This is a genomic window from Actinocorallia libanotica (genome assembly GCF_039525175.1).
GTDB lineage: Bacteria > Actinomycetota > Actinomycetes > Streptosporangiales > Streptosporangiaceae > Actinocorallia > Actinocorallia libanotica.
Genome location: NZ_BAAAHH010000002.1, coordinates 325,381 through 347,928, shown reverse-complemented (window position 1 = coordinate 347,928; position 22,548 = coordinate 325,381). Strand labels below are relative to the sequence as shown.

The 22,548-nt window shown below is 71.9% G+C and carries 28 protein-coding genes, 1 tRNA gene and 1 pseudogene; 14 read left to right on the top strand and 16 right to left on the bottom strand.

The genetic code is table 11. The features are described 5' to 3' along the window. Positions 1–49: 49 nt before the first annotated feature. Both ABD140_RS04755 and ABD140_RS04750 read left to right on the top strand, forming a co-directional pair. Positions 50–517 carry an ATP-binding protein gene (locus tag ABD140_RS04755; protein ID WP_344237071.1) on the top strand — a complete coding sequence of 156 codons (468 nt, stop codon included), beginning with the start codon at positions 50–52 and terminating at the stop codon, positions 515–517. After that, entirely contained in the window at positions 514–1,191 is a 678-nt protein-coding gene (locus ABD140_RS04750) for a B3/B4 domain-containing protein (protein WP_344237069.1), read from the top strand. Before ABD140_RS04755 ends, ABD140_RS04750 begins: the two co-directional genes overlap by 4 nt. A gap of 57 nt (positions 1,192–1,248) precedes the next feature. On the opposite strand, the gene ABD140_RS04745 is transcribed toward ABD140_RS04750, so the two are convergent. The 5 genes and pseudogenes from ABD140_RS04745 to upp all read right to left on the bottom strand — a co-directional run bounded on the left by ABD140_RS04745 (position 1,249) and on the right by upp (position 4,812). Then, positions 1,249–2,514, bottom strand: coding sequence for a helix-turn-helix domain-containing protein (locus ABD140_RS04745; RefSeq protein WP_344237067.1), 1,266 nt, complete (start codon positions 2,512–2,514; stop codon positions 1,249–1,251). A 532-nt stretch (positions 2,515–3,046) separates the two neighbouring features. Continuing rightward, positions 3,047–3,556 (bottom strand): annotated as a pseudogene (locus tag ABD140_RS04740) (PH domain-containing protein); the annotation flags it as partial. Further along, positions 3,553–3,711, bottom strand: coding sequence for a hypothetical protein (locus ABD140_RS04735; RefSeq protein ID WP_344237065.1), 159 nt, complete (start codon positions 3,709–3,711; stop codon positions 3,553–3,555). The pseudogene ABD140_RS04740 and the gene ABD140_RS04735, both read right to left, overlap by 4 nt. Before the next feature lie 91 nt (positions 3,712–3,802). Further along, a complete protein-coding gene (locus ABD140_RS04730) occupies positions 3,803–4,030 on the bottom strand; it encodes a hypothetical protein (protein WP_344237063.1) in 228 nt (75 codons plus the stop codon). Between the two features lie 146 nt (positions 4,031–4,176). Then, positions 4,177–4,812: a uracil phosphoribosyltransferase gene (gene upp, locus ABD140_RS04725; protein ID WP_344237061.1), complete on the bottom strand. Its 636-nt coding sequence runs from the start codon at positions 4,810–4,812 to the stop codon at positions 4,177–4,179. 51 nt (positions 4,813–4,863) lie between these two features. Between upp and ABD140_RS04720 the strand changes: the two genes are divergently transcribed. From ABD140_RS04720 to ABD140_RS04700, 5 genes are all read left to right on the top strand, one after another. Then, positions 4,864–5,040 carry a hypothetical protein gene (locus tag ABD140_RS04720; RefSeq protein WP_344237059.1) on the top strand — a complete coding sequence of 59 codons (177 nt, stop codon included), beginning with the start codon at positions 4,864–4,866 and terminating at the stop codon, positions 5,038–5,040. A gap of 138 nt (positions 5,041–5,178) precedes the next feature. Then, positions 5,179–5,667 carry a tRNA adenosine deaminase-associated protein gene (locus ABD140_RS04715; RefSeq protein ID WP_344237057.1) on the top strand — a complete coding sequence of 163 codons (489 nt, stop codon included), beginning with the start codon at positions 5,179–5,181 and terminating at the stop codon, positions 5,665–5,667. Between the two features lie 20 nt (positions 5,668–5,687). Further along, positions 5,688–6,146, top strand: coding sequence for a tRNA adenosine deaminase-associated protein (locus tag ABD140_RS04710; RefSeq protein ID WP_344237055.1), 459 nt, complete (start codon positions 5,688–5,690; stop codon positions 6,144–6,146). A gap of 4 nt (positions 6,147–6,150) precedes the next feature. Continuing rightward, positions 6,151–6,618 carry a nucleoside deaminase gene (locus tag ABD140_RS04705; protein ID WP_344237053.1) on the top strand — a complete coding sequence of 156 codons (468 nt, stop codon included), beginning with the start codon at positions 6,151–6,153 and terminating at the stop codon, positions 6,616–6,618. Between the two features lie 10 nt (positions 6,619–6,628). Further along, positions 6,629–6,715, top strand: a tRNA-Ser gene (locus ABD140_RS04700). Positions 6,716–7,005: 290 nt separating this feature from the next. Here the strand turns inward: ABD140_RS04700 and ABD140_RS04695 are convergent. Both ABD140_RS04695 and ABD140_RS04690 read right to left on the bottom strand, forming a co-directional pair. Beyond that, complete coding sequence (locus ABD140_RS04695) at positions 7,006–7,299, bottom strand: type II toxin-antitoxin system VapB family antitoxin (protein WP_344237051.1); 294 nt, start codon at positions 7,297–7,299, stop codon at positions 7,006–7,008. 123 nt (positions 7,300–7,422) lie between these two features. Further along, a complete protein-coding gene (locus ABD140_RS04690; protein ID WP_344237049.1) occupies positions 7,423–8,316 on the bottom strand; it encodes a nitroreductase/quinone reductase family protein in 894 nt (297 codons plus the stop codon). An 86-nt stretch (positions 8,317–8,402) separates the two neighbouring features. Between ABD140_RS04690 and ABD140_RS04685 the strand changes: the two genes are divergently transcribed. Continuing rightward, complete coding sequence (locus ABD140_RS04685) at positions 8,403–8,879, top strand: MarR family winged helix-turn-helix transcriptional regulator (protein WP_344237047.1); 477 nt, start codon at positions 8,403–8,405, stop codon at positions 8,877–8,879. Positions 8,880–8,914: 35 nt separating this feature from the next. After that, positions 8,915–10,012, top strand: coding sequence for a winged helix DNA-binding domain-containing protein (locus ABD140_RS04680; protein ID WP_344237045.1), 1,098 nt, complete (start codon positions 8,915–8,917; stop codon positions 10,010–10,012). Between the two features lie 3 nt (positions 10,013–10,015). On the opposite strand, the gene ABD140_RS04675 is transcribed toward ABD140_RS04680, so the two are convergent. Next, positions 10,016–10,789, bottom strand: a complete 774-nt coding sequence (locus tag ABD140_RS04675; RefSeq protein ID WP_344237043.1) for an alpha/beta fold hydrolase — start codon at positions 10,787–10,789, stop codon at positions 10,016–10,018. Positions 10,790–10,886: 97 nt separating this feature from the next. Between ABD140_RS04675 and ABD140_RS04670 the strand changes: the two genes are divergently transcribed. Then, the gene (locus ABD140_RS04670; protein WP_344237041.1) at positions 10,887–12,056 is read left to right on the top strand and encodes a DUF2157 domain-containing protein; all 1,170 of its coding nucleotides are present in this window, start codon (positions 10,887–10,889) and stop codon (positions 12,054–12,056) included. Next, positions 12,053–12,502 carry a GDYXXLXY domain-containing protein gene (locus ABD140_RS04665; protein WP_344237039.1) on the top strand — a complete coding sequence of 150 codons (450 nt, stop codon included), beginning with the start codon at positions 12,053–12,055 and terminating at the stop codon, positions 12,500–12,502. Before ABD140_RS04670 ends, ABD140_RS04665 begins: the two co-directional genes overlap by 4 nt. A gap of 231 nt (positions 12,503–12,733) precedes the next feature. Here ABD140_RS04665 and ABD140_RS04660 read toward each other — a convergent pair whose 3' ends face one another. The 7 genes from ABD140_RS04660 to ABD140_RS04630 all read right to left on the bottom strand — a co-directional run bounded on the left by ABD140_RS04660 (position 12,734) and on the right by ABD140_RS04630 (position 19,278). Further along, entirely contained in the window at positions 12,734–13,513 is a 780-nt protein-coding gene (locus ABD140_RS04660) for an ABC transporter ATP-binding protein (RefSeq protein WP_344237037.1), read from the bottom strand. After that, positions 13,497–14,570, bottom strand: a complete 1,074-nt coding sequence (locus ABD140_RS04655) for an ABC transporter ATP-binding protein (RefSeq protein WP_344237036.1) — start codon at positions 14,568–14,570, stop codon at positions 13,497–13,499. Before ABD140_RS04655 ends, ABD140_RS04660 begins: the two co-directional genes overlap by 17 nt. Continuing rightward, on the bottom strand, positions 14,567–15,379 hold the full coding sequence (locus tag ABD140_RS04650) for an ABC transporter permease (protein ID WP_344237034.1): 813 nt from the start codon (positions 15,377–15,379) through the stop codon (positions 14,567–14,569). Before ABD140_RS04650 ends, ABD140_RS04655 begins: the two co-directional genes overlap by 4 nt. A 203-nt stretch (positions 15,380–15,582) precedes the next feature. After that, positions 15,583–16,623 (bottom strand): ABC transporter permease, encoded by a 1,041-nt coding sequence (locus ABD140_RS04645; protein ID WP_344237032.1) that lies wholly within the window; start codon positions 16,621–16,623, stop codon positions 15,583–15,585. Continuing rightward, a complete protein-coding gene (locus tag ABD140_RS04640) occupies positions 16,620–18,200 on the bottom strand; it encodes an ABC transporter substrate-binding protein (RefSeq protein ID WP_344237030.1) in 1,581 nt (526 codons plus the stop codon). The genes ABD140_RS04645 and ABD140_RS04640 overlap by 4 nt, the downstream gene beginning before the upstream one ends. Before the next feature lie 137 nt (positions 18,201–18,337). Continuing rightward, positions 18,338–19,156, bottom strand: coding sequence for an SGNH/GDSL hydrolase family protein (locus ABD140_RS04635; RefSeq protein WP_344237028.1), 819 nt, complete (start codon positions 19,154–19,156; stop codon positions 18,338–18,340). A gap of 2 nt (positions 19,157–19,158) precedes the next feature. Next, positions 19,159–19,278 (bottom strand): NmrA family NAD(P)-binding protein, encoded by a 120-nt coding sequence (locus ABD140_RS04630; RefSeq protein WP_344237026.1) that lies wholly within the window; start codon positions 19,276–19,278, stop codon positions 19,159–19,161. An 86-nt stretch (positions 19,279–19,364) separates the two neighbouring features. On the opposite strand from ABD140_RS04630, the gene ABD140_RS04625 reads away from it, so the two are divergent. Continuing rightward, positions 19,365–19,952 carry a TetR/AcrR family transcriptional regulator gene (locus ABD140_RS04625; protein ID WP_344237024.1) on the top strand — a complete coding sequence of 196 codons (588 nt, stop codon included), beginning with the start codon at positions 19,365–19,367 and terminating at the stop codon, positions 19,950–19,952. 30 nt (positions 19,953–19,982) lie between these two features. On the opposite strand, the gene ABD140_RS04620 is transcribed toward ABD140_RS04625, so the two are convergent. Beyond that, positions 19,983–20,660, bottom strand: coding sequence for a DUF2306 domain-containing protein (locus ABD140_RS04620; protein WP_344237022.1), 678 nt, complete (start codon positions 20,658–20,660; stop codon positions 19,983–19,985). A gap of 86 nt (positions 20,661–20,746) precedes the next feature. Here ABD140_RS04620 and ABD140_RS04615 point away from each other — a divergent pair, with 86 nt between their 5' ends. Both ABD140_RS04615 and ABD140_RS04610 read left to right on the top strand, forming a co-directional pair. Next, complete coding sequence (locus tag ABD140_RS04615) at positions 20,747–21,856, top strand: sensor histidine kinase (protein WP_344237020.1); 1,110 nt, start codon at positions 20,747–20,749, stop codon at positions 21,854–21,856. Beyond that, positions 21,853–22,497 carry a response regulator transcription factor gene (locus tag ABD140_RS04610; RefSeq protein ID WP_344237018.1) on the top strand — a complete coding sequence of 215 codons (645 nt, stop codon included), beginning with the start codon at positions 21,853–21,855 and terminating at the stop codon, positions 22,495–22,497. The genes ABD140_RS04615 and ABD140_RS04610 overlap by 4 nt, the downstream gene beginning before the upstream one ends. Positions 22,498–22,548 lie beyond the last annotated feature (51 nt).

Genomic DNA, 22,548 nt, shown 5'->3' with positions numbered 1-22,548 from the left:
CATTGTGTCACTAGCCAATCACGCAGTGTGATCATGGTGGAGGCGGCGCATGGGTGCTCAAGTACGCAGACTGCGGCTTCCCGGCCGCCCGGAACAGGTACGGACGGCCCGCCGCTTCGTCGCCGACGCCCTGGGCGCCGCCCACGTCCACCGGGACGCGGCGGTCCTGCTGGTCAGCGAGACGGCGACGAACGCCGTCGAGCACAGCGGCAGCGGCGGCCCGGGCGGCCACTTCGTCGTCACCGTCAGTCACACCGACGCCTGGGCCCGGGTGGTGGTCGCCGACGAGGGGTCGACGAGCATCCCCTGCTTCTGCCGGGTGAGCGTGGAGTCCACCGAGGGCAGGGGCAGCGAGCTCCTGGACGGCTGCGCCTCCCGCTGGGGCTTCACCCGCGGCCCCGAGGGCTCCCACGTGTGGTTCGACGTCGGTACCGAACCATCAGAAACCGGACGACATCCCCTCCCGGACCGGGCTGAGGCCGTGGCCGGCGGCGCCCCCGGCATACTGGAACCATGATCGAGCAAGTCGTCGTCGACGAGTCCGTCCGTGCTCTGCGTCCCGACTTCGCGGTCCTGGTGATGACCGCCCACGGGCTGCGCAACGGCCCGGGCGGCTCGGAATCCGCCTCCTGGCTGTCGTCCGCCGCGCGTACGGCGAACCCGGACGATCCCCATGTCCAGGCCTGGCGCGCGGCGTACCAGGCGTTCGGCGCCAAGCCGAGCCGCACGCGCCCGTCGGTGGACGCGCTGCTGCGCCGCGCGGACGCGCTGCCGTCCATCAACCGTGTCGTCGACGCCTACAACGCCGTCAGCGTGGAGTACGCGCTGCCGATCGGCGGGGAGGACCTCGACAAGTACCTGGGCCCGGCCCGCCTGACGGTCGCCACGGGGCGGGAGACGTTCGACGCGGACGAGCCGCCCCTGCCGGGCGAGGTGATCTGGCGGGACGACGAGGGCGTGACGTGCCGGCGCTGGAACTGGCGTCAGTGCGTCCGGACCAGGATCACCGAGGACACGCGCAATGCCCTCTTTCTTCTGGAAAGGCTGGAGCCTTACCCGTGGGAACGACTGCACGCCGCGGGAGAGGCATTGGCGACACGGCTGCGCGCCATCTCTCCCGAGGTCGAGATCGAGGGAAGGCTGCTGAAGGCGTCAACGATCCGGACAGGCAGCGGTCAAAAAGGCGAATAACTTACGGAAACGAGGAAATCCGCCCCGAAGTCGACTTCAAGGCGGATTTCCCGTCGGTCAGTGGTCGGCGAAGGTCTGGGAGACCTGCCGGCTGGGCCGCAACCCCACCGATTCCAGCGCCCGGCGGTAGGCGGCCGTCGCGCTGGCCCCGTCGCCCGCCGCGTCGAAGAGGTCGCCCAGTTCGCGGGAGAGCGAGGCGGTGAGCCTGCTGGCGGGCAGCCGCTCCAACCGGGCGGCGGTGGCCCGCAGGACGGTCAGCGCCGCCTCCCGGCCGGACTGCGCCAGGTGCGCCTGGGCCAGCACGAGCTGGGCCTGGGCCATGATCGGGTCGAAGTCCTGGCGGGGCATGCCGTCCAGGGTGTGGCGGACCGTGCCGACCGCCTCGTCCAGCCTGCCGAGCCGGATCAGCGCCCGCGCCGACTCGATGACGCAGACCGTCGCCTCGTCCCCGCTCAGCTCGGGCGCGGCGGCCGTCAGGAGGTCGAGGGCGCGCCGGTTGTCGGCCTCGTCGCCGCGGATCAGCGCCCGGGCGCCGGCCACCCGGAGGCGTGCCTGCGCCGCCGAACGCGACCGCGCCGAGGCCGTCACCAGCGCCTGGTCGGCCAGGTAGATGGCGTCGCCCAGCGCACCCTCCGCGAGCGCCCGCTCGCTGGCCCTGCGGTAGTCGACGGTGACGTCCGTCTCGTCCGGCATGTGGCGGACGAGCGCCTGCGCCCGCGCGCTGTCGCCCCGGTCGAGGTAGGCCAGCAGCAGCACCCGGGCGACCTCGGCGAGGTCGGAGCCGCTGCCCAGGCCGAGCCCGAGGAGCCGCTCCAGCGCCCGTTCGCCCAGCGCCACGGCCTGGCCGAGGTCGCCGACCGCGTGGTAGCAGCGGGTCAGCGCGATGACGGACGGCAGCCAGCTGGTGCGGCCCGCGTCGCGTTCGGCCAGCTCGCGCAGCTCCTCGAACTCCGCGATGGCCTCGCCGGTCCGGCCGAGCCGCTCCAGCGCGGCGGCACGGCCCCAGCGGGCCCGCAGGGTGAGCTCGGGATTGTCGTCGGCGGCGATGACCTCGTCGAAGCCGTCGAGCGCCCTGACGGCGTCCCCGCCGAGCAGGGCGAGCTCGCAGTGCCGGGCGCGGACCTCGACGTGGGCGCGCTGCTCGGGCTCGATGCCCTCGGAGAGGTACTCCGGGGTGCAGCCCAGCCGCTCGGCGAGCAGCTTCAGCACGGCCGGGGTGGGCGTGCGCTTACCCGACTCGATCAATGAAATGTAACTGTCGGAGAGGTCGTGCCCGGCCAGTTGGGCCTGCGACATGCGGCGGGTCAGCCGCAGGTCACGCACGCGCTCTCCGACACTGCCTGGACCCGGCATGACAACTCTCTCGCGGAGGATCGGGGGTGGCGGGGGATACCGACGTCATTCACGCCGAACGTTCTGTGAGTTCGAAAAGAACCCGTACGGCGTATTCGCAAGACTAGCCAATCCCGGGCCGTAATAGCCGCGATGTATCACACCTGTGACATTGGGGGTCAGGAACGCAGTGCGGATGGCTGTAAACCCCGGATACGGAAGCGGCCCGCGTTTCCCCCAAGGGAACGCGGGCCGCCGAACGCCTGGAGGCTCAGCCCTCCGGCACGTCGTCGGGCACCGGGCGCTCGGCGAGCTGCCGGTGGAGCTCGGCGGCCTGCCGGTGCCATTCGCCCGCCTCGCCGACCAGCTGGTCGAGCTGGGACTGCACGCCCTCCAGACGGAGCCGCCTGGTCTCCAGGTCGTGCACGTTGCCGGTGGTGACCTCGGCCGCGAGCTCGGTGCGCATCTTCGGAACGGCGTCGATCATCTCGCGCAGCCGCTCCTCCAGCGCCTTCGTCTTGCCGTTGGGGAAGATCATCTCGCAGACCTCGGCGTACAGCTGGTCGGGGTAGGGCAGGAAGTCCACCTCGCGCAGCGCCTGGTCCTGGCCGGCGGATTCGGCGATGAACTTGCCGTAGCCCAGCACCCTGCCCACGGGCGAGCGCTCGTAGCTCATGTCCGTGACCTTCGACAGCGGCATCATCGCCACGTCGCGGGTGATGAGGCCCGTGGTCAGCAGCATGCGCTGGTTGGTGATCACGAAGTAGATGACCGACCACTCGGCGACCTCGTACACGAACCAGCCGAGCAGGAGCAGCCAGGCCAGCCAGATGAAGTCGACGACCCGTCCGGCGTCGCCGCCGGCCACGGTGTTGGAGAGGATCCCGGCCAGGATCAGCCCGCCGAGCACGAACAGGACCGGCTTCATCAGCACGGCGGGATGCTTGCGCACCACGATGACCTGACGTTCCTGGGGCAGGAGGTAGCGGTTGATCGAGGCGGGAGCGGAATCTCCCGGCGTGACCAGTCTCATGCGCCCAGAGAGGACACGAACGTGCCGACGGCCGTGGCGGCGTCACCGAGGCCTGAGGCCATGCGGTTGATCAGATCCGCCGCGGCGCCGGGTTGGTTGACGACGTAGAGGACGGCGAGAATGCCACCGGCCCACTTGAGGTGCTTCTTGTTCACGAACCGCCTCCCGCAGAGGACTGCCAGACCCAGCCCCACAGTAGCGGTCCTACCCCGGAAAAACCCTTTACCCACCGGGGGTTTCGCGATTTCATCCGCCGAGGCGGGGTGACCTTTCGGCGGCCACGATCGCGAGTACGCGCAGGTGTCGGCGGGCGATCTTCTCGACCAGATCCGGTTCGTCCGATCCGATCACGTCCTGAGCGCCGTGAAGTGCGGCGGAGACACACCGGTCGACGGTGGAGACCGGGTGCACGGCGGCGAACTCCTTGCGCAGCCGCCCGGACAGCTCCTCGTAAGCCTGCAGGTTCTGAGCCATCGACGCGTTTCCTCACCTCGCTCGCAGAGCCCCGGCGGGTCCCCCAACGGGCCAGGGCGGCGAGAGGAGCATCACGCTCCGTGCGGGGTTATTACCCGGCGGAGATGCCGGTCGAACCTGGACGCCACCGATGTATCACGCCGTGGTCAGGTCGTCCCGTAGAGGCGGTCGCCGGCGTCGCCGAGGCCGGGGACGATGTAGCCGTTCTCGTCGAGCCGCTCGTCGATCGCGGCGGTGACGACCTTGATCGGGGCGGTCGGGGGGAAGGCGCGCTCCACCACCGCCAGGCCCTCGGGCGCGGCCAGCAGGGTGATCGCGGTGACGTCCCGCGCGCCGCGGTCGAACAGCAGGCCGATCGCGGCGGCCAGGGTGCCGCCGGTGGCGAGCATCGGGTCCAGGACGTAGCACTGGCGGCCCGACAGGTCCTCCGGCAGGCGGGTGGCGTAGGTCTCGGCCTGCAGGGTGCCCTCGTTGCGGACCATGCCGAGGAAGCCGACCTCCGCGGTGGGCAGCAGCCGCGTCATGCCGTCCAGCATGCCCAGGCCGGCCCGCAGGATCGGCACGACCAGCGGGGCCGGCCGGGACAGGCGCACGCCCTCGGCGGGCCGGACCGGAGTCTCCACGGTGACGGAGGTCACGCGCACGTCCCGGGTGGCCTCATAGGCCAGCAGGGTGACGAGTTCGTCGGCGAGCCGCCGAAAAGTTGGGGAATCGGTGCTCAGGTCACGCAAAGTAGTCAATTTGTGTGCCACGAGCGGGTGGTCCACCGCGAGGATCTCCATGTTCTTCACGCTAACAGGGATGAGACATGGTGAAGCGGGAAGGAGAGGTCCATGGACGGGAGCGAAGAGTGGACGACGGAGGAGATCCGCGATCGGCTTCGGCGCCGTGCCGCCTTCCTGCGCGACCTGGCCGAGGCCAGGGAGCTCCGCCGGCGGGTGGCCCCGCGCCGCTCCCGGCGCGCGCAGATCCATGCGACCCTCCGAAGGAGGACTTTTCGGACTGAGTAGTGTTCAGTACCGATCCATCGTTCCGGCCGGACCGCCGAGCGAAACGGCCGGGCGACGAGGAATTACCCGGCTCGCCCAGCACCGCGGCCCGGCATCTGGGAACATTCCGGTGGGCGCACAGGACTCGGCGGGTGAGTGATGACGGACAACGAGGCGACGGACTTCGCCGTCGTGGTGTATCGGGAGGAAACCACCTGGGAGGCCGAACTCCTGCCGGTGGCCCTGACCGAGGACCTCGACGGATTCATCCACGCGCTCCGGCAGATCCCGGGGCTCGGCGGCACCATCGGACTGGCCGCGGTCGGCGACGACTTCTTCGTCGCGATCCGCATCCTCGGCGAGGAGGTGATGGTCTTCCTCTCCGACGTCACCGCCTCCCTCGACTGGCCCCTCGCCCGACAGGTCCTCGAATACCTGGAGATCGACCTCCCCGACGAGGACGACGACCTCGACCAGGTCCTGCCCGTCGGCGACATGTCGATCCTCGCCGACCTCGGCATGGACGAGATGGAACTCGGCGCGATCTCCGGCGACCTCGAGGCCTACCCCGACGAGATGCTGCTGTCCATCGGCGAGAAGATCGGCTTCGCCGCACCCCTGGAACGGGCACTCGACAGCCTGGCGTGACCGCAGGTCACAATAGAGGAGTGCCGTACTTCGCCGCAGTGTTCGCCCAGACCGACGAGGGCTGGATGGCAGCCGAGGCCGAACTCGCCGAAAGCGAGACGACCGAGGACGTGACCGACCTCCTCCGCGAAGCCGCCCTGGAGACCACCGGCGGCCCCGTCCTCCTCCTCGTCGAAGAGAACGACGCCTGGTTCGGCGTCCTCCGCCTCGACGGAGAGGACGACCCGCGGGCCTTCCTCTCCGACGGCGCCGCCGCCCACAACAGCGCCCTCGGCGGCCTCCTCACCGAACTCACCGGCGACCCCCGCGAACCCGCCGCCGACGGCGACCCCCTCGGCGACCCCGAACTCCTGACCGACCTCGGCACCGACGAGACACGGCTCCTGCGCCTCAGCGAACGCGCCATCCCCACCGACGCCCTCACCGACATCGCCGAACACGCCGGATTCACCGAAGAACTCGACTCCCTCCGCGCCTGAACCCATGCCCCACGACCCGCTGCCGCGCTACCGGGCCTGGATGCGCGAAGCCCTCACCGAAGCCGGAGAAGCCGGCCCCGACGTCCCCATCGGCGCGGTCATCACCGGCCCCGACGGCACCGTCCTCGCCCGCGCCCACAACGAACGCGAACTCACCGGCGACCCCACCGCCCACGCCGAGATCCTCGTCCTCCGCCGCGCCGCCGCCCGCCTCGGCCGATGGCGGCTCACCGGCTGCACCCTCACCGTCACCATCGAACCCTGCACCATGTGCGCCGGAGCAGCGGTCCTCGCCCGCGTCGACCGCATCGTCTACGGCGCCACCGACCCCAAAGCAGGCGCCATCGGCTCCCTCTGGGACGTCGCCCGCGACCGCCGCCTCAACCACAACCCCGAAGTCATCACCGGGATCCTCGCCGAAGAATGCGCCGACCCCGTCGTCCGTTTCTTCTCCACCCGCAGAGTCGGGTAGGCTCTCCCGCGGTGGTGTCGCCTAGTGGCCGAGGGCGCGCGCCTCGAAAGCGCGTGATGGGGCAACTCATCCGAGGGTTCAAATCCCTCCACCACCGCCGTGCGGGCCCTCCTGCTCGCAGCCCTTCGGGGCTGCTCGCCGGGGGGCCCGGCTCCTTTTCCATCCGGGGGACGACCCCCCGGACCCCCCGATGTGGGGGAGACCCCCACGCCCCCTTGCGCGTGGTGCTGCTGGTGCGCGGCTTTCCGCTCTCGTGCGTGGTGCTGCTGGTGTGCGGCTTTCCGCTCTCGTGCGTGGTGCTGCTGGTGTGCGGCTTTTTCGTTCTTGCGCGTGGTGATGGTGTGCGGTCTTTTGTTTCTCGTCCTCTGGTCCTTGGGGGCCTTGGGGTCAGAACATCTCCAGGATTCGGGCGTGGAGGACTGTGCGCTGGTGGAGGGCGGCTCTGAGGGCTCGGTGGAGGCCGTCTTCCAGGTAGTAGGTGTTCTGCCAGTGGACCACGTGGGGGAACAGGTCTCCGTAGAAGGTGGAGTCCTTGGCCAGGAGGGAGTGGAGGTCCAGTTCCCGTTTGGTGGTGACGAGCTGGCTCAGGAGGATCTGGCGGGGAGGGATGTTCGCCCAGTCCCGCTGGGTGAGCCCGTGCTCGGGATAGGGGCGGTCGTCGCCCACTGCCTTGAAGATCACGGGATCGAGTTTATGAGGGGTTGGGGGATGGGGGCATCCGTGCTGACCCTCACGTGGCACGGAGAACGTTCTTTTCGGGGGAGCCGGATGATCGGTTCGGTGGGGCGGGCGGGGGGACGGGCTCTATTGCGGAGGGGCGGGGGTGGGGGCGGGAGCCGGGAGGGTGATGGCGTTGAGGAGGGGTACCAGCTGCTCCTCCTCGTAGGCGAAGTGGGCGGCCAGCTCCGCGGTGATCCGGACGAGTTCGGACTGGAAGCGGGCGGGGTCGGTGGAGTCGGCGTCGTCCAGGAGAGCGCGCAGGGTGTCCTTCATGCGGGCTACGGAAAGGTGCTCTCGGCGCAGCCTTTCCAGGGTGGGGGACAGGCCCGGGTAGAGGCGTTGGAGGCGGGGGAAGACGGCGTCTTCGTTGGTGTGGTGCTCGCTCAGGGCGTCGCAGGTGGTGAGGCAGTGGGCGCGTAGCTGGGCGCCCAGGTCGGTGAGGGCGGTGGGCCGGGGGGTGTGTTCGGCGGAGAAGGAGGCGGCCTCCTCGCGGAGGGCGGCCAACTGGTCCAGCAGTTCGGCGTGGACCTTCACCAGGTGGTCGCCTATGGCGGCTGCGCGGTCGGCGCGGTGCGCGGTGTCGTACAGGGCGACCACGGGGATGGTGCGGGTGGTCTGGCGCTGGTACTCGGCGTAGGCGGGGACCAGCTCGCTCTGCCTCGCGTATGCGCGGTCGCGTTCTTCGTCGTGCAGGGGGAGGGCCGTGGCCCGGTAGGAGGCGGTGCCCACCTCGACGGTGACGCGGGGGTCGGCGAGGACGTTGTGGTACCAGGCCGGGTGGGTGGGGGCGCCGGCGTTGGAGGCGAAGACCAGCAGGCGGTCGCCGTCGTCCAGGTAGGTCAGCGGAGTGGTGTGGGGGCGGCCGCTCCTGGCGCCGGTGGTGGTCAGCAGAAGCAGGGTGGCGCCCTCGAACATGCCGCCGACCTTGCCCTCGTTGGCGCGGAACTCCTCGATGATCTTCAGGTTCCACTCGCTCATGTGCGCCTCTCTATGCTGGGGGAACGGGTCTATTTGCTTTGTAAGCAAAATCTATTTGCTAGCAAACTTATTTTGGGAGCAAAGGTATGTCAACCGGTGAGCCGGGCCCTCCCGGTCTGTCCGTCGACGACGGCATCCGCACGATGCTGCTGCTGATGCCGCGCATGGTCGGTGCCGCCAAGAAGCTCAAGGTCCCGGCCGCGCTGCGGTCCTTCGACCTGGCGCCGCGCCACCTGTCGCTCCTGGCCTACCTGCTGTTCGACGGGCCCACGGGGGTGAACGCCCTGGCCGAGCGGCTGGAGGTGGCGCCGACGACCGTCAGCCTCATGGTCGGGGACCTCAGCAGGCAGGGCATCCTGGAGCGCGGCGAGGACCCCGCGGACCGCCGCCGCACGATCGTCAGCATCGCCGAAGGCCACCGCCGGGCGATCCACGACTGGCTGGCCCAGAGCGCGGGCGCGTGGCGGACGGCGCTGGAGCCCCTCACCCCCGAGCAGCGCCGGCTGGTCGTCGACACCCTCACCGTCTACGAACGCGAGGTCACCGCGGATCGGCGGAACTGATCCGGGTTGTCGGTGGGCGTCGTTACGGTGAGGGCATGACGGGTTCCGGGAAAGTCCTCAGCCGCCGGGTGCTCAACCGGTCGTTCCTGCGTCGGCAGCTGCTCGACGCCAGGACGCGGCTCGGGGTGGAGGGGGTGCTGGAGCACCTGGTCGGGCTGCAGGCGCAGCAGCCGATTCCGCCCTACTTCGGGCTGTGGTCGCGGATGGAGGAATTCGTTCCGGACGACCTGGCGGAGCTGATGGCCGGGCGGAAGGCCGTACGGGCCAGCCTCATGCGCTGCACCGTCCATCTCGTGACGGCCGACGACTGCCTGCGGCTGCGGCACGTGATGGGGCCGGTCATCGAGCGCCAGCTGCGCGCGAGCCCGGCGCGGGCGGCCGTGCTGGCCGAGCACGCCGTCCGCGAGGCGCTGACCGAGGCGGCGAAGGAGGCGCTGGCCGAGCCGTGCGGGAACAAGGAGCTCGGAGAACGGCTCGCAAAGCGGTGGCCGGAGCACGATCCCGCCGAGCTGGCACGGCTCGGGCAGTTCCTCGTCCCCGCGCTGCAGACGCCGCCTCGGGGACTGTGGGGAAAGAGCGGGATGCCCGCCTGGGCGGAGATGGAGGGCTGGCTGGGGCGCCCCGTCGACAGGACGGCCCGGGTCGGTGACGTGCTGCTCCGCTACCTGGCGGCGTTCGGGCCCGCCTCCGCCGCGGACATGCAGAAGTGGTCGGGGCTCAACGGGCTGGCGGAGGTCTGCGCCGGGCTGGACCTGCGCACCTTCCGGGACGAGCAGGGGCGGCTCCTGTACGACCTGCCGGACCTGCCGTTCCCCGACGAGGACGCGCCCGTTCCCGTCCGGCTCCTCGCCGAGTACGACAACGCGCTCCTGTCGCACGCCGACCGATCCCGGATCATCGACGCCGCGCACCTTCCCCGGGTCGTCACCAAGAACGGCATCGTGAAGGGCACCGTCCTGGTGGACGGGTTCGTCGGCGGAACCTGGCGGCTCGACAAGGGGACGGTGGCCCTCACGCCGTTCGCCTCGTGGTCCGCGGCGGACACCGAGGCGGTCGAAGCCGAGGCGCACCGGCTCCTCGCCTTCGCCGCTCCCCGGGCGAAGGCACCGAAGGTCGTCTTCGCGCCCGGCTGAAGGTCAGGCCGCCCGGAACAGCGCGCGCAGGGCGTCGTTGACCCTGTCGGGGTGCTGGACGTGGGGGTAGTAGCCGGGGAGCTCCAGGAAGCGGGCGCCGATGCGCTCGGCGGTGACCCGGGCGGTGACCATGACGGGCCCGCCCGCCTTCTCGCGGTAGAGCGGCGGGGCGCCCGCCCAGTCGCCGATGATGACGAGTTTGGGCCAAGGGGCGGCGGCGAGCGGTTCGACGGGCAGGTCGCCCTGCCAGCAGGGGCGTTCGCGCATCGTGGTGGCCGCCGCCCGCAGGCGTTCGGGAGTGGCGGGGACGGCGGGCATGCCGACGGCGTCCAGGGAGAGCCGCAGGTAGGTCTCGGGGGTGAGGTCCGCGGGCATGTGCTCCAGGCCGGCGCGGGCGGCCTGGAGCGCGGAGGCCACCACGGGACGGTCCGCGGCCACCTGCAGGCAGCCCGGCTGGATCAGGGTGAGCGACCGCACGGCCTCCGGTGCTCGGGCCGCGGCGAGCATGGCCGCCACCGCTCCGTAGGTGTGTCCGACGAGGTGCGCTCCGTCCCCGAGCAGCCGGACGATGTCGTCGGCGTCCACGCGGTAGTCGCTGTGCGCGACGTCGGGGCTCCGGCCGTAGCCGCGGCGGTCCATGACGAGCAGCCGGAACGCGTCGGCCAGCGGGCGTTGGCGTCCGAATCCGAACGCGGTGTCGGTTCCCCAGGTGAGCACCCCGTGGACGAGGACGACGGGTTCGCCCTCACCCCAGGCGGTCACGTGCGCATCGGCCATGCCTCCACCGTAAAGGGGTGGTTCGCCCTCGGTACTCAAAGCGGTTGAGTAGGTGCGCTCAGGACGCGGAGCCGGCGGATGGGTCATCCTTGCGCACATGGACACAGTGCACATTTCGCCTAAGCGACTGGCGTGGTTGCGGGGCGAGCTGGCCGCCTGGCAGGCGGACGGGCTGATCGACGGGGAGACGGCCGCCGGGATCGCGGGGCGGTACACCGAGAACCGCCGGTTCGCCCTGGAGCGCCTTGCGCTGGTCCTCGGTGCGGCGTTCCTGGGTGTCGGCCTGCTCTGGACCATCGCGGCGAACTACGAGCGGTTGTCGCCGACGGTGAGGTTCGTCGGGATCGTCGTGATCTGGCTGGTCGCGGTCGCCGGCGCGGAACTGCTCGCCTCCCGGGTCTCCGGCGTGCTTCCGGCCGCCGTCCGGGTGTTCGCGGTGGCGGCGGGCGGCGGCGTGGTCTTCCAGGCGGCGCAGAGCCTGCACGTTCCGGAGGGCGGCCCGGAACTCCTCGGCGCGTGGGCGGGAGGGGCGCTCGCCTACGCCTACGCCACCCGAGGAAAGGCCCCGCTGGTCGTCGCGGTCGGGCTCGGCGTCGGCTGGTACGCCTGGTGGTCGGCCGAGAACGCCGCGAGCCACGGCGTGGTGGCGTGCGCCATGCTCGTCGCCGCCGTCTTCACCACCGCCCTCGCCCTCCTGCACGAGCACTGGACTCCCGCCTTCGCAGCGGTCTGGCGTCCCGCGGGAGTCCTGCTCGCCCTGGTCGGGCTCTTCATAGCCGCCTTCCCCGACGAGGATTTCCAGATGACGGGCGCCCTGCTGTCGGGCGGCGCCGTCGCCGTGGTCCTCGCCGTGCTCGCGGCCTGGCGCTCCTTTTCCGGTAGAGGGGAGTTCCGTCCCGGCGGCGGTCTGGCGGAGATCTCGGTGATCTTGATGATCTTGGGGGCGGGAGCGCTGCTGGCGGTCTGGGATCCGGCGGGGACGACGACTTCCCCGACGGGGGCGGGGCTCGTCCGGGCCGTCGGCGGGATCATCGGCTACGTACTGGCGGCGGCCTGGTTCGCGGTGCTCGGGACGTCGCGGAGGCTGCCGGGAGTGGTGCCGCTGGCCGCGGCGGCGCTGGTCGTCTTCGTCACCACGCAGAGCTTCGCGATCTTCGCTCCGCTGTTCTCCGGCGCGGCGCTGTTCCTGGTGCTCGGCGCCGTCTTCCTCGGCACCGGCGTGCTCGCCCAGCGGGGCCGCCGTCTGATCACGGAGGTCTCGCGATGAGGTTCTCTTCCCGCGCCGTCCAGGTGGCGGCGGCCGTGCTCCTTCAGGGTGCGCTCGCCGCGTGGGCGGTCCAGCCGCAGCTGTCCGCGCGGCTGACCGGCACGGAGTACCGGCTGGCGGTCGAGCCCGTCGACCCGATCAGCCCCTTCCGCGGCGCCTACGTCCAACTGGACTACCCCGGTCTGCCGGAGCCGTCCCTCTCGAAGGAGCCCTACGTCCCGCTCGTCCGCGACGGCTCCCTCTGGAAGGGCGCCACGCCCGTCAGAGACCGCCCGCGACCTCCCTACCTGATCTGCGAGCAGTACGGTTGCGGCCTCCACAGCTTCTTCACCTCAGAGGAACGCGCCCGCGCCATCGAACGGGACATCACCTCCCACCGCCTGGCCGCCGTGATCCGCGTGGACGACCGGGGCAACGCCACCCTCATCCGACTCGAACCCCGTTGAAGCCCCGCCCGAAGCGGAACCGCGCGCCCTCCTCCGAGGGGGTGCGTATCCCGTCCCGGGTGCTCTCCGTGCGGGTGGGTCGTCTTGCTCCGAGAGTCTCCGAGCAGGCGGGTCGGCTTGGTCGGGCGCATCGCTCGGGGCTCCGACGGCGGATTCACCGGGAGCCGCTGCGCGCTCGGGAAGGACGGCGGCCACCCCTCGTGGAACAGAAGCCTCAGCGGAACAGAAGCCTCAGTGGTGGTGGGCGATCGGTCGGGCGGTGACGGGGGGCGGTGACGGCGGGGCGGGGGTGGCCGGGTAGTCGAGGAGGCGGGTGCACCAGCGGGTGAGGAGGGGGCGGTCGTGGCCGATGGCCAGGAGGGCCGCACCGGTCTCGGCGCGGTAGGTCTCGACGGCGTCGACGAGGGCGGCGGTGGTGGAGGCGTCGAGCATGGCCGTCATCTCGTCGCAGATGAGGAGGGCGGGGCGCAGGATCAGGGCGCGGGCCAGGCAGGCGCGCTGGAGCTGGCCGTCGCTGACCTCGTGGGGACGGCGGGTCAGGAGGTCGTCGGTGAGGCCGACGGTCGCGGCGAGGGGGCGGACGCGCGCGTCGGCGGCCCCGCGGTCGCGGCGGGGGACGGCACGGGTGGCGCGCAGGGGCTCGGCGATGAGGTCGGCGAGGGTCAGCCGGGGGTCGGCGGCGGTGCGGGGCTGCTGGAAGACGAAGCCGACCGAGGTGCGCTGGGCTCTGGGGGCGCGGTGGCGCCAGCCGGTCACGGGGGCGCCGTGCAGGGTCACGGAGCCTGAGACGGGGCGGTGGAGGAGGGCGGCGACCTTGGCCAAGGTGGATTTCCCGCAGCCGCTGGGGCCCAGGAGCGCCACGGACTCTCCGGCGGGGACGGTGAGCGAGACGTCCTGGACGATGGGCGGGCGGCCCGGGTAGCCGGCGGTGATGGAGCGGAGCTCCAGGGCGGGGGCGGGCTCTTCGTCCGTGCGGGCGGGCTTGCCGAGGGTGTCAGGAAGAGAGGGCATCGTTCTTCTCCGGGTGCTCGCTGGACGGCCCTGTCGACCCTTGTGCTGACTCTGTGTGTTCGCCTCTGATCGGACTGTCAGTGGCGAGGTTCAGAATCGGGGTGTGGGGGTGGTGGCAGGCCGTTCCGTTCTCTAGAGGAGGCAGGTCCGTGGCGCAGACGGAGGTGGCGGCGGTGCAGCGGGGGGCGAAGGCGCATCCGGACGGGAGGGCGTCCAGTTCCGGAGGCATGCCGGGGATGGGAGTGAACGCACGGGTGGGGAGGGCGTTGAGCAGCCGACGGGCGTAGGGATGGCGGGGGCCGGGTGAGCCGAAGAAGGAGGCGGCGTCGGTGAGCTCGACGATACGGCCCGCGTACATGACGGCCACGCGGTCGGCGACGAGCTCGGCGGCGGCGAGGTCATGGGTGATGAGCAGCAGGGCGTGGCCGTCGTCGACCTGGCGGCGCAGCTCGGTGACGGTGCGTTCGACGAGGTCGCGGTCCAGGCCCGTGGTCGGCTCGTCGGCCAGCAGGAGCGGCGCGTCGGCGACGAGGGCCAGCGCGGTCGCCGCGCGCTGGGCGAGCCCGCCGGACAGTTCGTGCGGATGGCGGTCCAGGTGGTCGGCGGGGAAGGCCGCCCTCTCCGCGGCGGCCGGCACGGCCGCGCCGAGCTCCGCACGGGGCCTCCCGGTCAGCTCCCGGATCGTCTCGGCCAGCTGCGAGCGGATCGTGCGGACCGGCGTCAGATGCCCCGCGGGGCTCTGCGGGATCAGCCCGACCCGCCGCCCCCGCACCCGCTCCGCGAGCACCCGCTCCCCCGCGGAGAGCAGATCGACGCCATCGGCGCCGGTGGTGGTGAGGAGGGCGGTGCCGGCGGTGGCGGCGTTGGCGGGGAGGAGGCCGAGGAGGGCGGAGGCGAGGACGGACTTGCCGCAGCCGCTCTCGCCGACGAGGGCGAGGCATTCACCGGGGGCGAGGTCGAAGGTGACGTCGGTGACGGCGGCGACCCGGTGCCAGGAGCGGGCTCGGCGCACGGTGAAGCGCACCGAGAGGTCGCGGACGGACAGGAGGGCGGTCACAGCATCAGCTCCGATCGGCGTCGCGGGTTCAGCCGTTCCCGCCAGGCGCCGGCCAGGCCGGCGATCGCGAGGGTGGGCACGATGATGAACAGGCCGGGGAAGAGCGTGGGCCACCAGTCGCCGGCCAGGAGGGTGCCGCGCGCGTCCTGGATCATGTTGCCGAGGCTGGCCTGATGGGAGGGGAGGCCGAGGCCGAGGAAGGACAGCGCGGTCTCGTGCCAGACCGCGTGCGGCACCAGCAGGACGGCGGCGAGCCCGGCCTGGGGCAGGACCGCCGGGACGAGGTGCCGGGTGGCGACCCGCGTCCGGGACGCGCCGCCGGAGACGGCGGCGTCGACGTACGGGCGGCCGCGCAGGGAGAGCACCTCGGCGCGGACGATCCGCGTCGTGGAGAGCCAGTGCGTGAGTCCGATCGACAGGATCACCGGCCAGACCCCGGGCCGGAACATCGCGATGATGAAGATGCCGAGCATGAGGTGGGGGACGGAGGAGAAGGTGTCGACGATCCGCATGACGAACCGGTCGGTCCGGCCGCCGAGCAGCCCCGCCGCGGCCCCGACCGCGGTGCCGATCACCGCCGCCCCGAACGCGGCGACGATCCCGACGAGCAGCGAGACCCGCAGCCCGTAGACGCACCGCAGCAGCACGTCCCGTCCGCTGCCGTCCGTGCCGAACGGATGCTCCCAGGACGGGGGCAGAAGGGTCTCGCGCAGATGGACGGCCTGCTGGTCGAGCGGGAAGAACACCGGCACGAACAGCACCGCCAGCGCGAGCCCCGCCACGACCCCGGCCGACACCCGGGCCCGCAACGAGTTCCGCCCCCCGCTCTTGTCCCGGCTCCGCCTCCCGGGCCCGGACCGTTCCCGTCCTTCGGGCAGGTGTCGTTCCCGACCTTCGGACAGGTGCCGGTTCCGGCCTTCGGGCTCGGGCCGCTCCCTGCCTTCGGGCCCGGGCCGGTCCTGTCCCGGGGGCCGGGGCTGGTTCTGTTCCTCAGGGCGGGGCTGGAGGGAGGTCACAGTTCCTCCGGGTTCACGCGGGGGTCGGCGACGCAGTAGAGGACGTCGGAGAGGAGGTTGCCGGCGAGGACGGCGGCGGCGGCGAGGACGGTGACGGCGGCCAGGAGGGGGAAGTCGGCGGCGGTGGCGGCCTCGGTGGTGGCGGCGGCCATGCCGGGCCAGCTGAAGATGGTCTCGATGAGGAGGGCTCCCGTGATCACTTCGGGGATGCGGGTGCCGATCAGGGTGAGGACGGGCAGGAGGCCGGAGCGCAGCGCGTGGCCGAACAGGACGGTGCGTTCGCGGAGGCCGCGGGCGCGGGCGCCGCGAACGGGGTCCTCGGTGAGGGCTTCGGTGACGCCCTGCCGGACGTAGAGCAGGAACCACGGCATCTGGGAGACCGCCAGGACGCCCGCGGGCAGGACGAGGTGCCGCAGCAGTCCGCCGGGGGTGACGGTGTCGGAGCCCGGTTCGCTGAGGCCGCCCGCGGGCAGCACGCCGAGCTGGAGCGCGAAGAACCAGACGGCCAGCAGGCCGAGCCAGAACGAGGGCGCGGCCTCCAGCGTGTAGGCGAGGGAGGTGAGGGAGCGGTCCAGCGGCCCGCCGGGCCGCCGGGCGGCCGCGACGCCGAGGACGACCGCCACCGCGATGGCGGCCGCGAGCCCGGTGGCGCACAGCAGCGCGGTCCACCCGATCCGCTCGGTGATCACTTCGGCGACCGGCTGCCGGTAGACGCTGGACTCGCCGAGGTCCCCGGTCAGCGCGGACGTCAGCCAGTTCCACCACTGCCGGGGGAACGGCTGGTCCACGCCGAGGTTGCGGGCCACCTGGTCGAGGGTCTCCTGCGACGCGGTGAGCGCCGCCGTCCCCAGGTACTGCTTGACCGGGTCGAACGGCGAGGCCGCGGCCAGCGCGAACACGCCGAAGGTGACCGCGGCCAGCACCGGCACGGCCGCCAGCGCCCGTCGTCCGACCAGGCGCAGCAGAGCCCTCCCCAGGCCGCGTCGCCCGAAGGAGGCGCGCGAGATCCGGGGAGGGGACTTCACGAGGGTGCTCACTGCGGGAGAGACCAGTCCTGGAGGTTCCACCAGGGACCGCCCATGCCGTGGTCGTGCGGCTCCAGCTGGGTCGTCAGCCCCTCGTACGCGTCGGAGACGACGTAGTCGTGTCCGATGTGGGTGAGGTAGGTGTAGCCGGGATTGTCGGCGAACCGCTGCTGGACGGTGGTGTACGCCTCGCGGCGCTCGTCCTCGTCGTCGCTCTCGCGTCCGGCGACCAGGGCCTCGTCGACGCCGGGGTCGGTGTAGTGCCCCATGTTGTTCCAGCCGCTGCCGATGAGGCCGGAGTACAGGGTCGAGTAGAGGTCGAAGTCCGGGTCGAACCCGGCGCCGCCGGCCGCGAGCACCGCGTCCGCGCCGAGCCGGGGTTCGATGACCTCCCAGGTCCCGGCCTGCACCTTCACCTCGACGCCGATCCCCTTGGCTTCGGAGGCGTAGGCGAGCGCGTGGTCCTGGCGGAGCTTGTCGCCGGAGGGGTACCAGAGGTCGAAGGACGCGCGCCGCCCGTCCTTCTCGCGGATCCCGCCGTCTCCGGCCTTCCAGCCGGCGGCGTCGAGGATCTGCGCGGCCTTCGCGTCGTCGTGGGGGACCTTGGTCTCGGGCGCGAACCACGGGTTGTTCTCGGGGAGGGGGCCGTAGGCGGGCCGTCCGGAGCCCCTGAGGATCGACTCGACCATCAGCTCGCGGTCGACGGCGAGGTTGAGGGCCTGCCGGATGGCCTTGTCGCCGGTGACGGGGTTCTTGGTCGGCAGTGTGACGGACCGGTAGTCGACGGACTCGGCGTGCATGACGCGGGTCCCCTCGGCCTTCTCGAACGTCGCGGAGAGGGAGGGCGGGAGCACGGCCCCGTCGAGCTCCCCGGCCCGCAGGCGGGTCGCCCGGACGTCGTCGTCGGGGATGAAGACGGCGGTGAAGCTCTTCACCTCGGGCGCGCCGCCCCAGTAGCCGGGGTTGGCCTTGAGGACCATCTTCTCGCCCTTGCGCCAGGACTCGAGGATGTACGGCCCGGTCCCGACGGGGGAGGTGTTGTACGCGCCGGTGTCGACGTCCTGTCCGCCCGCCGCCTTCTGCGAGGCGATGGGCAGTACCGTCCGCTCGACGAACGGCGCGTAGGGGTACTTCAGCTTGAAGACGACGGTGTGGTCGCCTTCGGCGGTGACGCTCTCGACCGCCGCGATCTCGTCGCGGGAGCCGTTGCTGGACTTCTCGTCGAGGATCGTCTCGTAGGTGAAGACGACGTCGGCCGCGGTGAACGGCGTCCCGTCGCTGAACTTCACGCCCTGGCGCAGCGTGTAGGTGTAGGTGAGCCCGTCCTGCGACACCTCGGGCAGGGCGGTCGCCAGCGCGGGTTCCAGTTCGAGCTTCTGGTTCCGCTGGAGCAGCCCGTCGAAGATCTTGGGGTTGCCGTCCTTGCCGTACCCGAGCAGGGGGCTCAGGGTGTCCGGTTCGGTGGCCAGTCCCACGGTCAGCGCGGAGAGGTCCCGGCCGCCGCCCTCCTTTGGTGCCGAACACGCCGCGAGCCCGGCGACGAGCACCGCCGCGGCCAGCATTCCCGCCCCGCCCCTCCACGACCTCACGCGCTGTCCGCCTCTCCCTGGTTATTGCAAGTCATTCGCAACTAAAGACCTGTGCATGACAGCACATGGCGGCCTTATCTGTCTAGTCAGGGAAGTGCCTCGCGCCGGGCGGTGAACGGTCACCGGCGGGTGCGGCGTCAGGGCCGGTCGGGCCCGGCGGACCGGCCCTCGGACAGCCATCCCGCGACGAGCTCGGTGACGATCGCGCCGCCCCGGTCGTTCAGGTGCAGGTGGTCGACGAGGAGTTGGAGCCCGTTGCCGCGGGAGACGGCGTCCCAGCTCCGGCCCAGGAGGTAGTGCTCGGCCCCGGCCGCGAAGGCGGTCGTGAAGCCGAAGCCGTAAGGGGTTCCCCCACCTCCGTTCCGCCGGAGGAAGTCGACCGCTTGCTCGTGCAGGGGGAGGTAGTCGGCCTGGACGCGGGCGGCCGTCTCCTTGATCGCGGCGTTGTAGCCGCCGAGATCGCGGTTGCGCGGGGAGCCGAGGTCCTCGCCGATCGGGGGCAGGGACAGCAGCGCGACGCGGGCGGAGGTCTTCGCCTTGATCCGCTCGACGATCGCGCCGAGGTTCGCGCGGTACTCCGCCAGGGGTACGCCGTCGAGGACGTCGTTGGCGCCGACCAGGATCGTGACGGCGTCCGGTCGGCACGCCACGATGTCGGAGTCGACGCGTTCTCGCAGGCCGCCGCTGGTGTCGCCGTTGGCGCCGGCGTTGACGAACGCGTACCCCCGGTACTCGGGCCGTTCGCGCAGTGCGCCGACCCAGTTCGCGCCGAGCGTGCCCTGGGTCATGCTGGCGCCCGCCGCGACGACCACGGGACCGGAGGCGGGGCCGCGGCCGCAGGCTTCGGAGGGCGGGTTCTCGGCCGAGCGGACGAACGTCAGGTATCCGGCAACGGCCGTGAGGCCGAGCGCGCTCGCGAGCAGCAGGCCCAGCGCGATGATGATCCGCTTCTTCATGGTCAGCAGCCCAGGCCGCCAGGGTTCCTGACGGCCGCGGTGACGTGGTGCCCGGCGTCGAGCGCCTGGCGCACGAGGTGCAGGCCGGTTCCGCCGGTCGCGCCGAAGACGGTGATGCGCATCGGTCCCTCCAGGGGTTAGTGAACACTAGCCCCTATGCTGATCTAGTGTTCACTAACCTGTCAACCGGCGGAGGAGGGACGACGGCATGAGCACGAGGGAGCGGATCCTCGACGCCGCCGCGGAACTGCTCCGGACGCGCGGCGTCGCACAGGCCACGACCAAGGAGATCGCGCAGGCCTCGGCGGTCTCGGAGCCGACGCTCTACAAGTACTTCGGCGACAAGGAACGGCTGCTGCTCGCCGTCCTCGAGGAGCGGCTGCCGGGTCTGTCCCGGGTGAACGTCCGGCCGGGGGAAGGCGGTGTCGAGGACAACCTCGCCGCCCTCGCCCACGCGGCCCTGGAGTTCTACCAGCGCTCGATCCCCATGCTCGGCGCGCTCCTCGCCGACCCGCAACGCATGCGGGCGCACCGCGAGGCCATGTCCCGGCACGGCGCGGGTCCCGACCGCCCCCTCATGGCCTTCGCCGCCTACCTGCGCGCCGAGCAGGACGCCGGCCGTGTCGCCCCGGCCGCGGAGCCCGAAGCCGCCGCCGCCCTCATCCTGGGCGCCTGCTTCCAGGAGGCCTTCCTGCGCTACTACCGGCACGGCCCGGACGCCCCCGCCGCTCCGCGCTCCTTCGCCGACTCCCTCGCCCGCTCCGTCGTCCGGCCCCTTCTGCGCGAGCCGGAGTGACGAACGGGCACGGACCGCCGGGCCGTTCGGTCAGGGGGCTCGGCGTATGTGGAAGCGCTCGGCGATGAGGAGGTTGGGGACCCAGCAGAGGAAGGGGACGAGGAGGTAGGCGCGGTCGAAGGCCGTCTCGGGGGCCACGCCCGGCTGGAGGGCGGTGAGGACGATCATCCAGAGCCGGAGGGTGACGCCGGCGTAGGTCAGGGCGAAGAGGCGGAGGGCCCAGCGGCGGTGCGCGGCGATGTCCCTCCGCCGGACGGTGGAGTAGGCGGCGACGGCGCAGGCCGTCCACAGGACGGCGAGCATGCCGAAGCCCGCCACGCCGAGGGGTCCTGCCATGTTGAACGGGGCCATCAGCAGGCCCGCGATCCCCGCGACCATGATGACGGAGAGCACGATCCGTCCACAGGCACGATGTGCCTTCGGTGCTCGGGACCGTAGTCTTGAGGAGAGCTGGAGGGGGCTCAGTAGCAGGACGAGGCCGCCGCCGACGACGTGGACGTAGAAGGCGGCGCGCAGCCATGGCGCGCGGTCGGCGTAATTGGCGGCGAGGCCGCTGTCGTCCGCGGCCAGGTCGTGCAGCGGGGTCGTGAGGTAGGGCAGCGGTGCGAACACCGCGATGGCGGCGGCGCTCAGCGCCAGCCACCACAGGCCCGCGGTGCGGCTTCCGGTACGGGTCGTGGGCGGGGTGCGGGTCAGGGGCGGCGTCATGAGCCACAAGCTAGGAATACGGCTTTCGCGTGCGCTTCCCTCGTCCGAGGGATTCGCCGCGCACTCCCGCCGGGGGACGATGCGGTATGCGCATCTGGTCTGACGGGCCCTTCAAGCCGCGGGTGGCCCCGGTGAACGCCGACCGAGGCGGTATGCGCGTCTGGTCGTCGGGAGGGCTGCTCGTCCTGTCGGTGGCGGCGAGCCTGGCCATCCGGGTGGAGCCGCCTTACCGGGAGCTCGACGTCTTCGGCGGCGCCCTGTGCGTGCTCTCGGCGCTCGCCCTGCTCTGGTGGCGGACGGCGCCGCTGCGGGCGCTCGCCGCGGCGTGCGCGGTCCTGGTCGTCAACGCGGCGGCCGGATACGCCGCGACCCTCGTGCACTGGCCCCTGTGGGTCGCGCTGTTCGCCTGCTTCTCCTCCTACGGCGACCGCCGCCGCCGGATCGTCTGCGTCCTCGTCTTCCTGGTCGGGCTGCTCGGGTACGTCCTGCTGGACCGGGATCCGCTGGAGACGGTGCCGGGGATCGCGATGGGCTTCCTCATCGCGACGGTGGGCGGCGACGCCGTCTGCAGCAGGCGTGCCTACAACGAGGCGGCCGAGGCGCGGCTCCTGCTGGAGGAGCGGGCGCGGCTGGCCCGCGAGCTGCACGACGCGCTGGGCCACGCGGTCAACGTGATGGTCATGCAGGCGGCGGTCGGCCGCAGGGTCTTCGCCGACGACCCGGAGTTCGCCCGCGAGGCGCTGGGGCACGTCGAGACCCTCGGCCGTGGCGCGCTGCAGGAGCTCGACCAGGTGATCCGGGCGCTCTCCCCCGAGGACGGGATGCCCGTGACGACCGACCTGCCCGCGCTGGCGGAACGGGTCCGCGCCGCCGGACGCGAACTCGCCCTCGACGTCCAGCGCGTCGAGCTGTCGCCGAGCGGATCGAGGGCGCTCAACCGGATCATCCAGGAGGCCGTCACGAACGCGCTGCGCCACACCGACGCCGGCGTCATCCGGGTGAGCCTCGAACAGGAGGGGGACGAGGTGCGCCTCGAGGTCGGCAACGCGGGGCGGGACTTCGCTCTTCCGGTCCCCGGCCGCGGGCTGTCCAACATGCGGCGGCGCGCGCTCGCCGAAGGCGGCGAGTTCCACGCCGGGCCCGCACCGGACGGGTTCCTCGTCCGCGCCGTCCTCCCCGTGCGGGCCCCGGCATGATCCGCGTGTTCCTGGCCGACGACGAGGAGCTGGTCAGAAGGACGATGCGGGTGCTCCTGGCGGCCGAACCGGACATCACGGTGGTCGGCGAGGCGGCGAACGGCCACCACACGGTCGCCGGGGTGCGGGCGTCGCGTCCCGACGTCGTGCTCATGGACGTGCGGATGCCGGGCCGCGACGGCGTCCACGCCACCCGCGAGATCGCCTCCTGGACCGAGCCCCGTCCCCGAGTGCTGGTCCTCACCACCTTCGACCTGGACGACGTGGTGGACGACGCCATCGCCGCGGGCGCCGACGGCTTCCTCCTGAAACGGGCGACCCCGGAGGAGATCGTCACCGCGGTCCGCACCGTCGCGGCGGGCGACGCCCTCCTGGCGCCCCAGGTGACCCGCCGCCTCCTGCGCTCTCTGGCCGCCCGCCCCCGCCGTCCCGAACCGCCCGTCCCGCTCACCGAACGCGAGGCGCTGGTCCTGCGCGCGCTCGCGGAAGGGCTGTCGAACGCGGAGATGGCCGCCTCGATGCACGTCTCCCTGGAGACGGTGAAGACACACATCAAGAACATCCTGCACAAACTCCACGTCCGCGACCGCACCCAGGCCGTCGTCTGGGCCTACCGCACCGGCTTCACCGACCGCCTCTGACCGTCGCGGTGCCACCATCGCCGGTGGCTCGGCCGACGCCGGTCTCCGGCG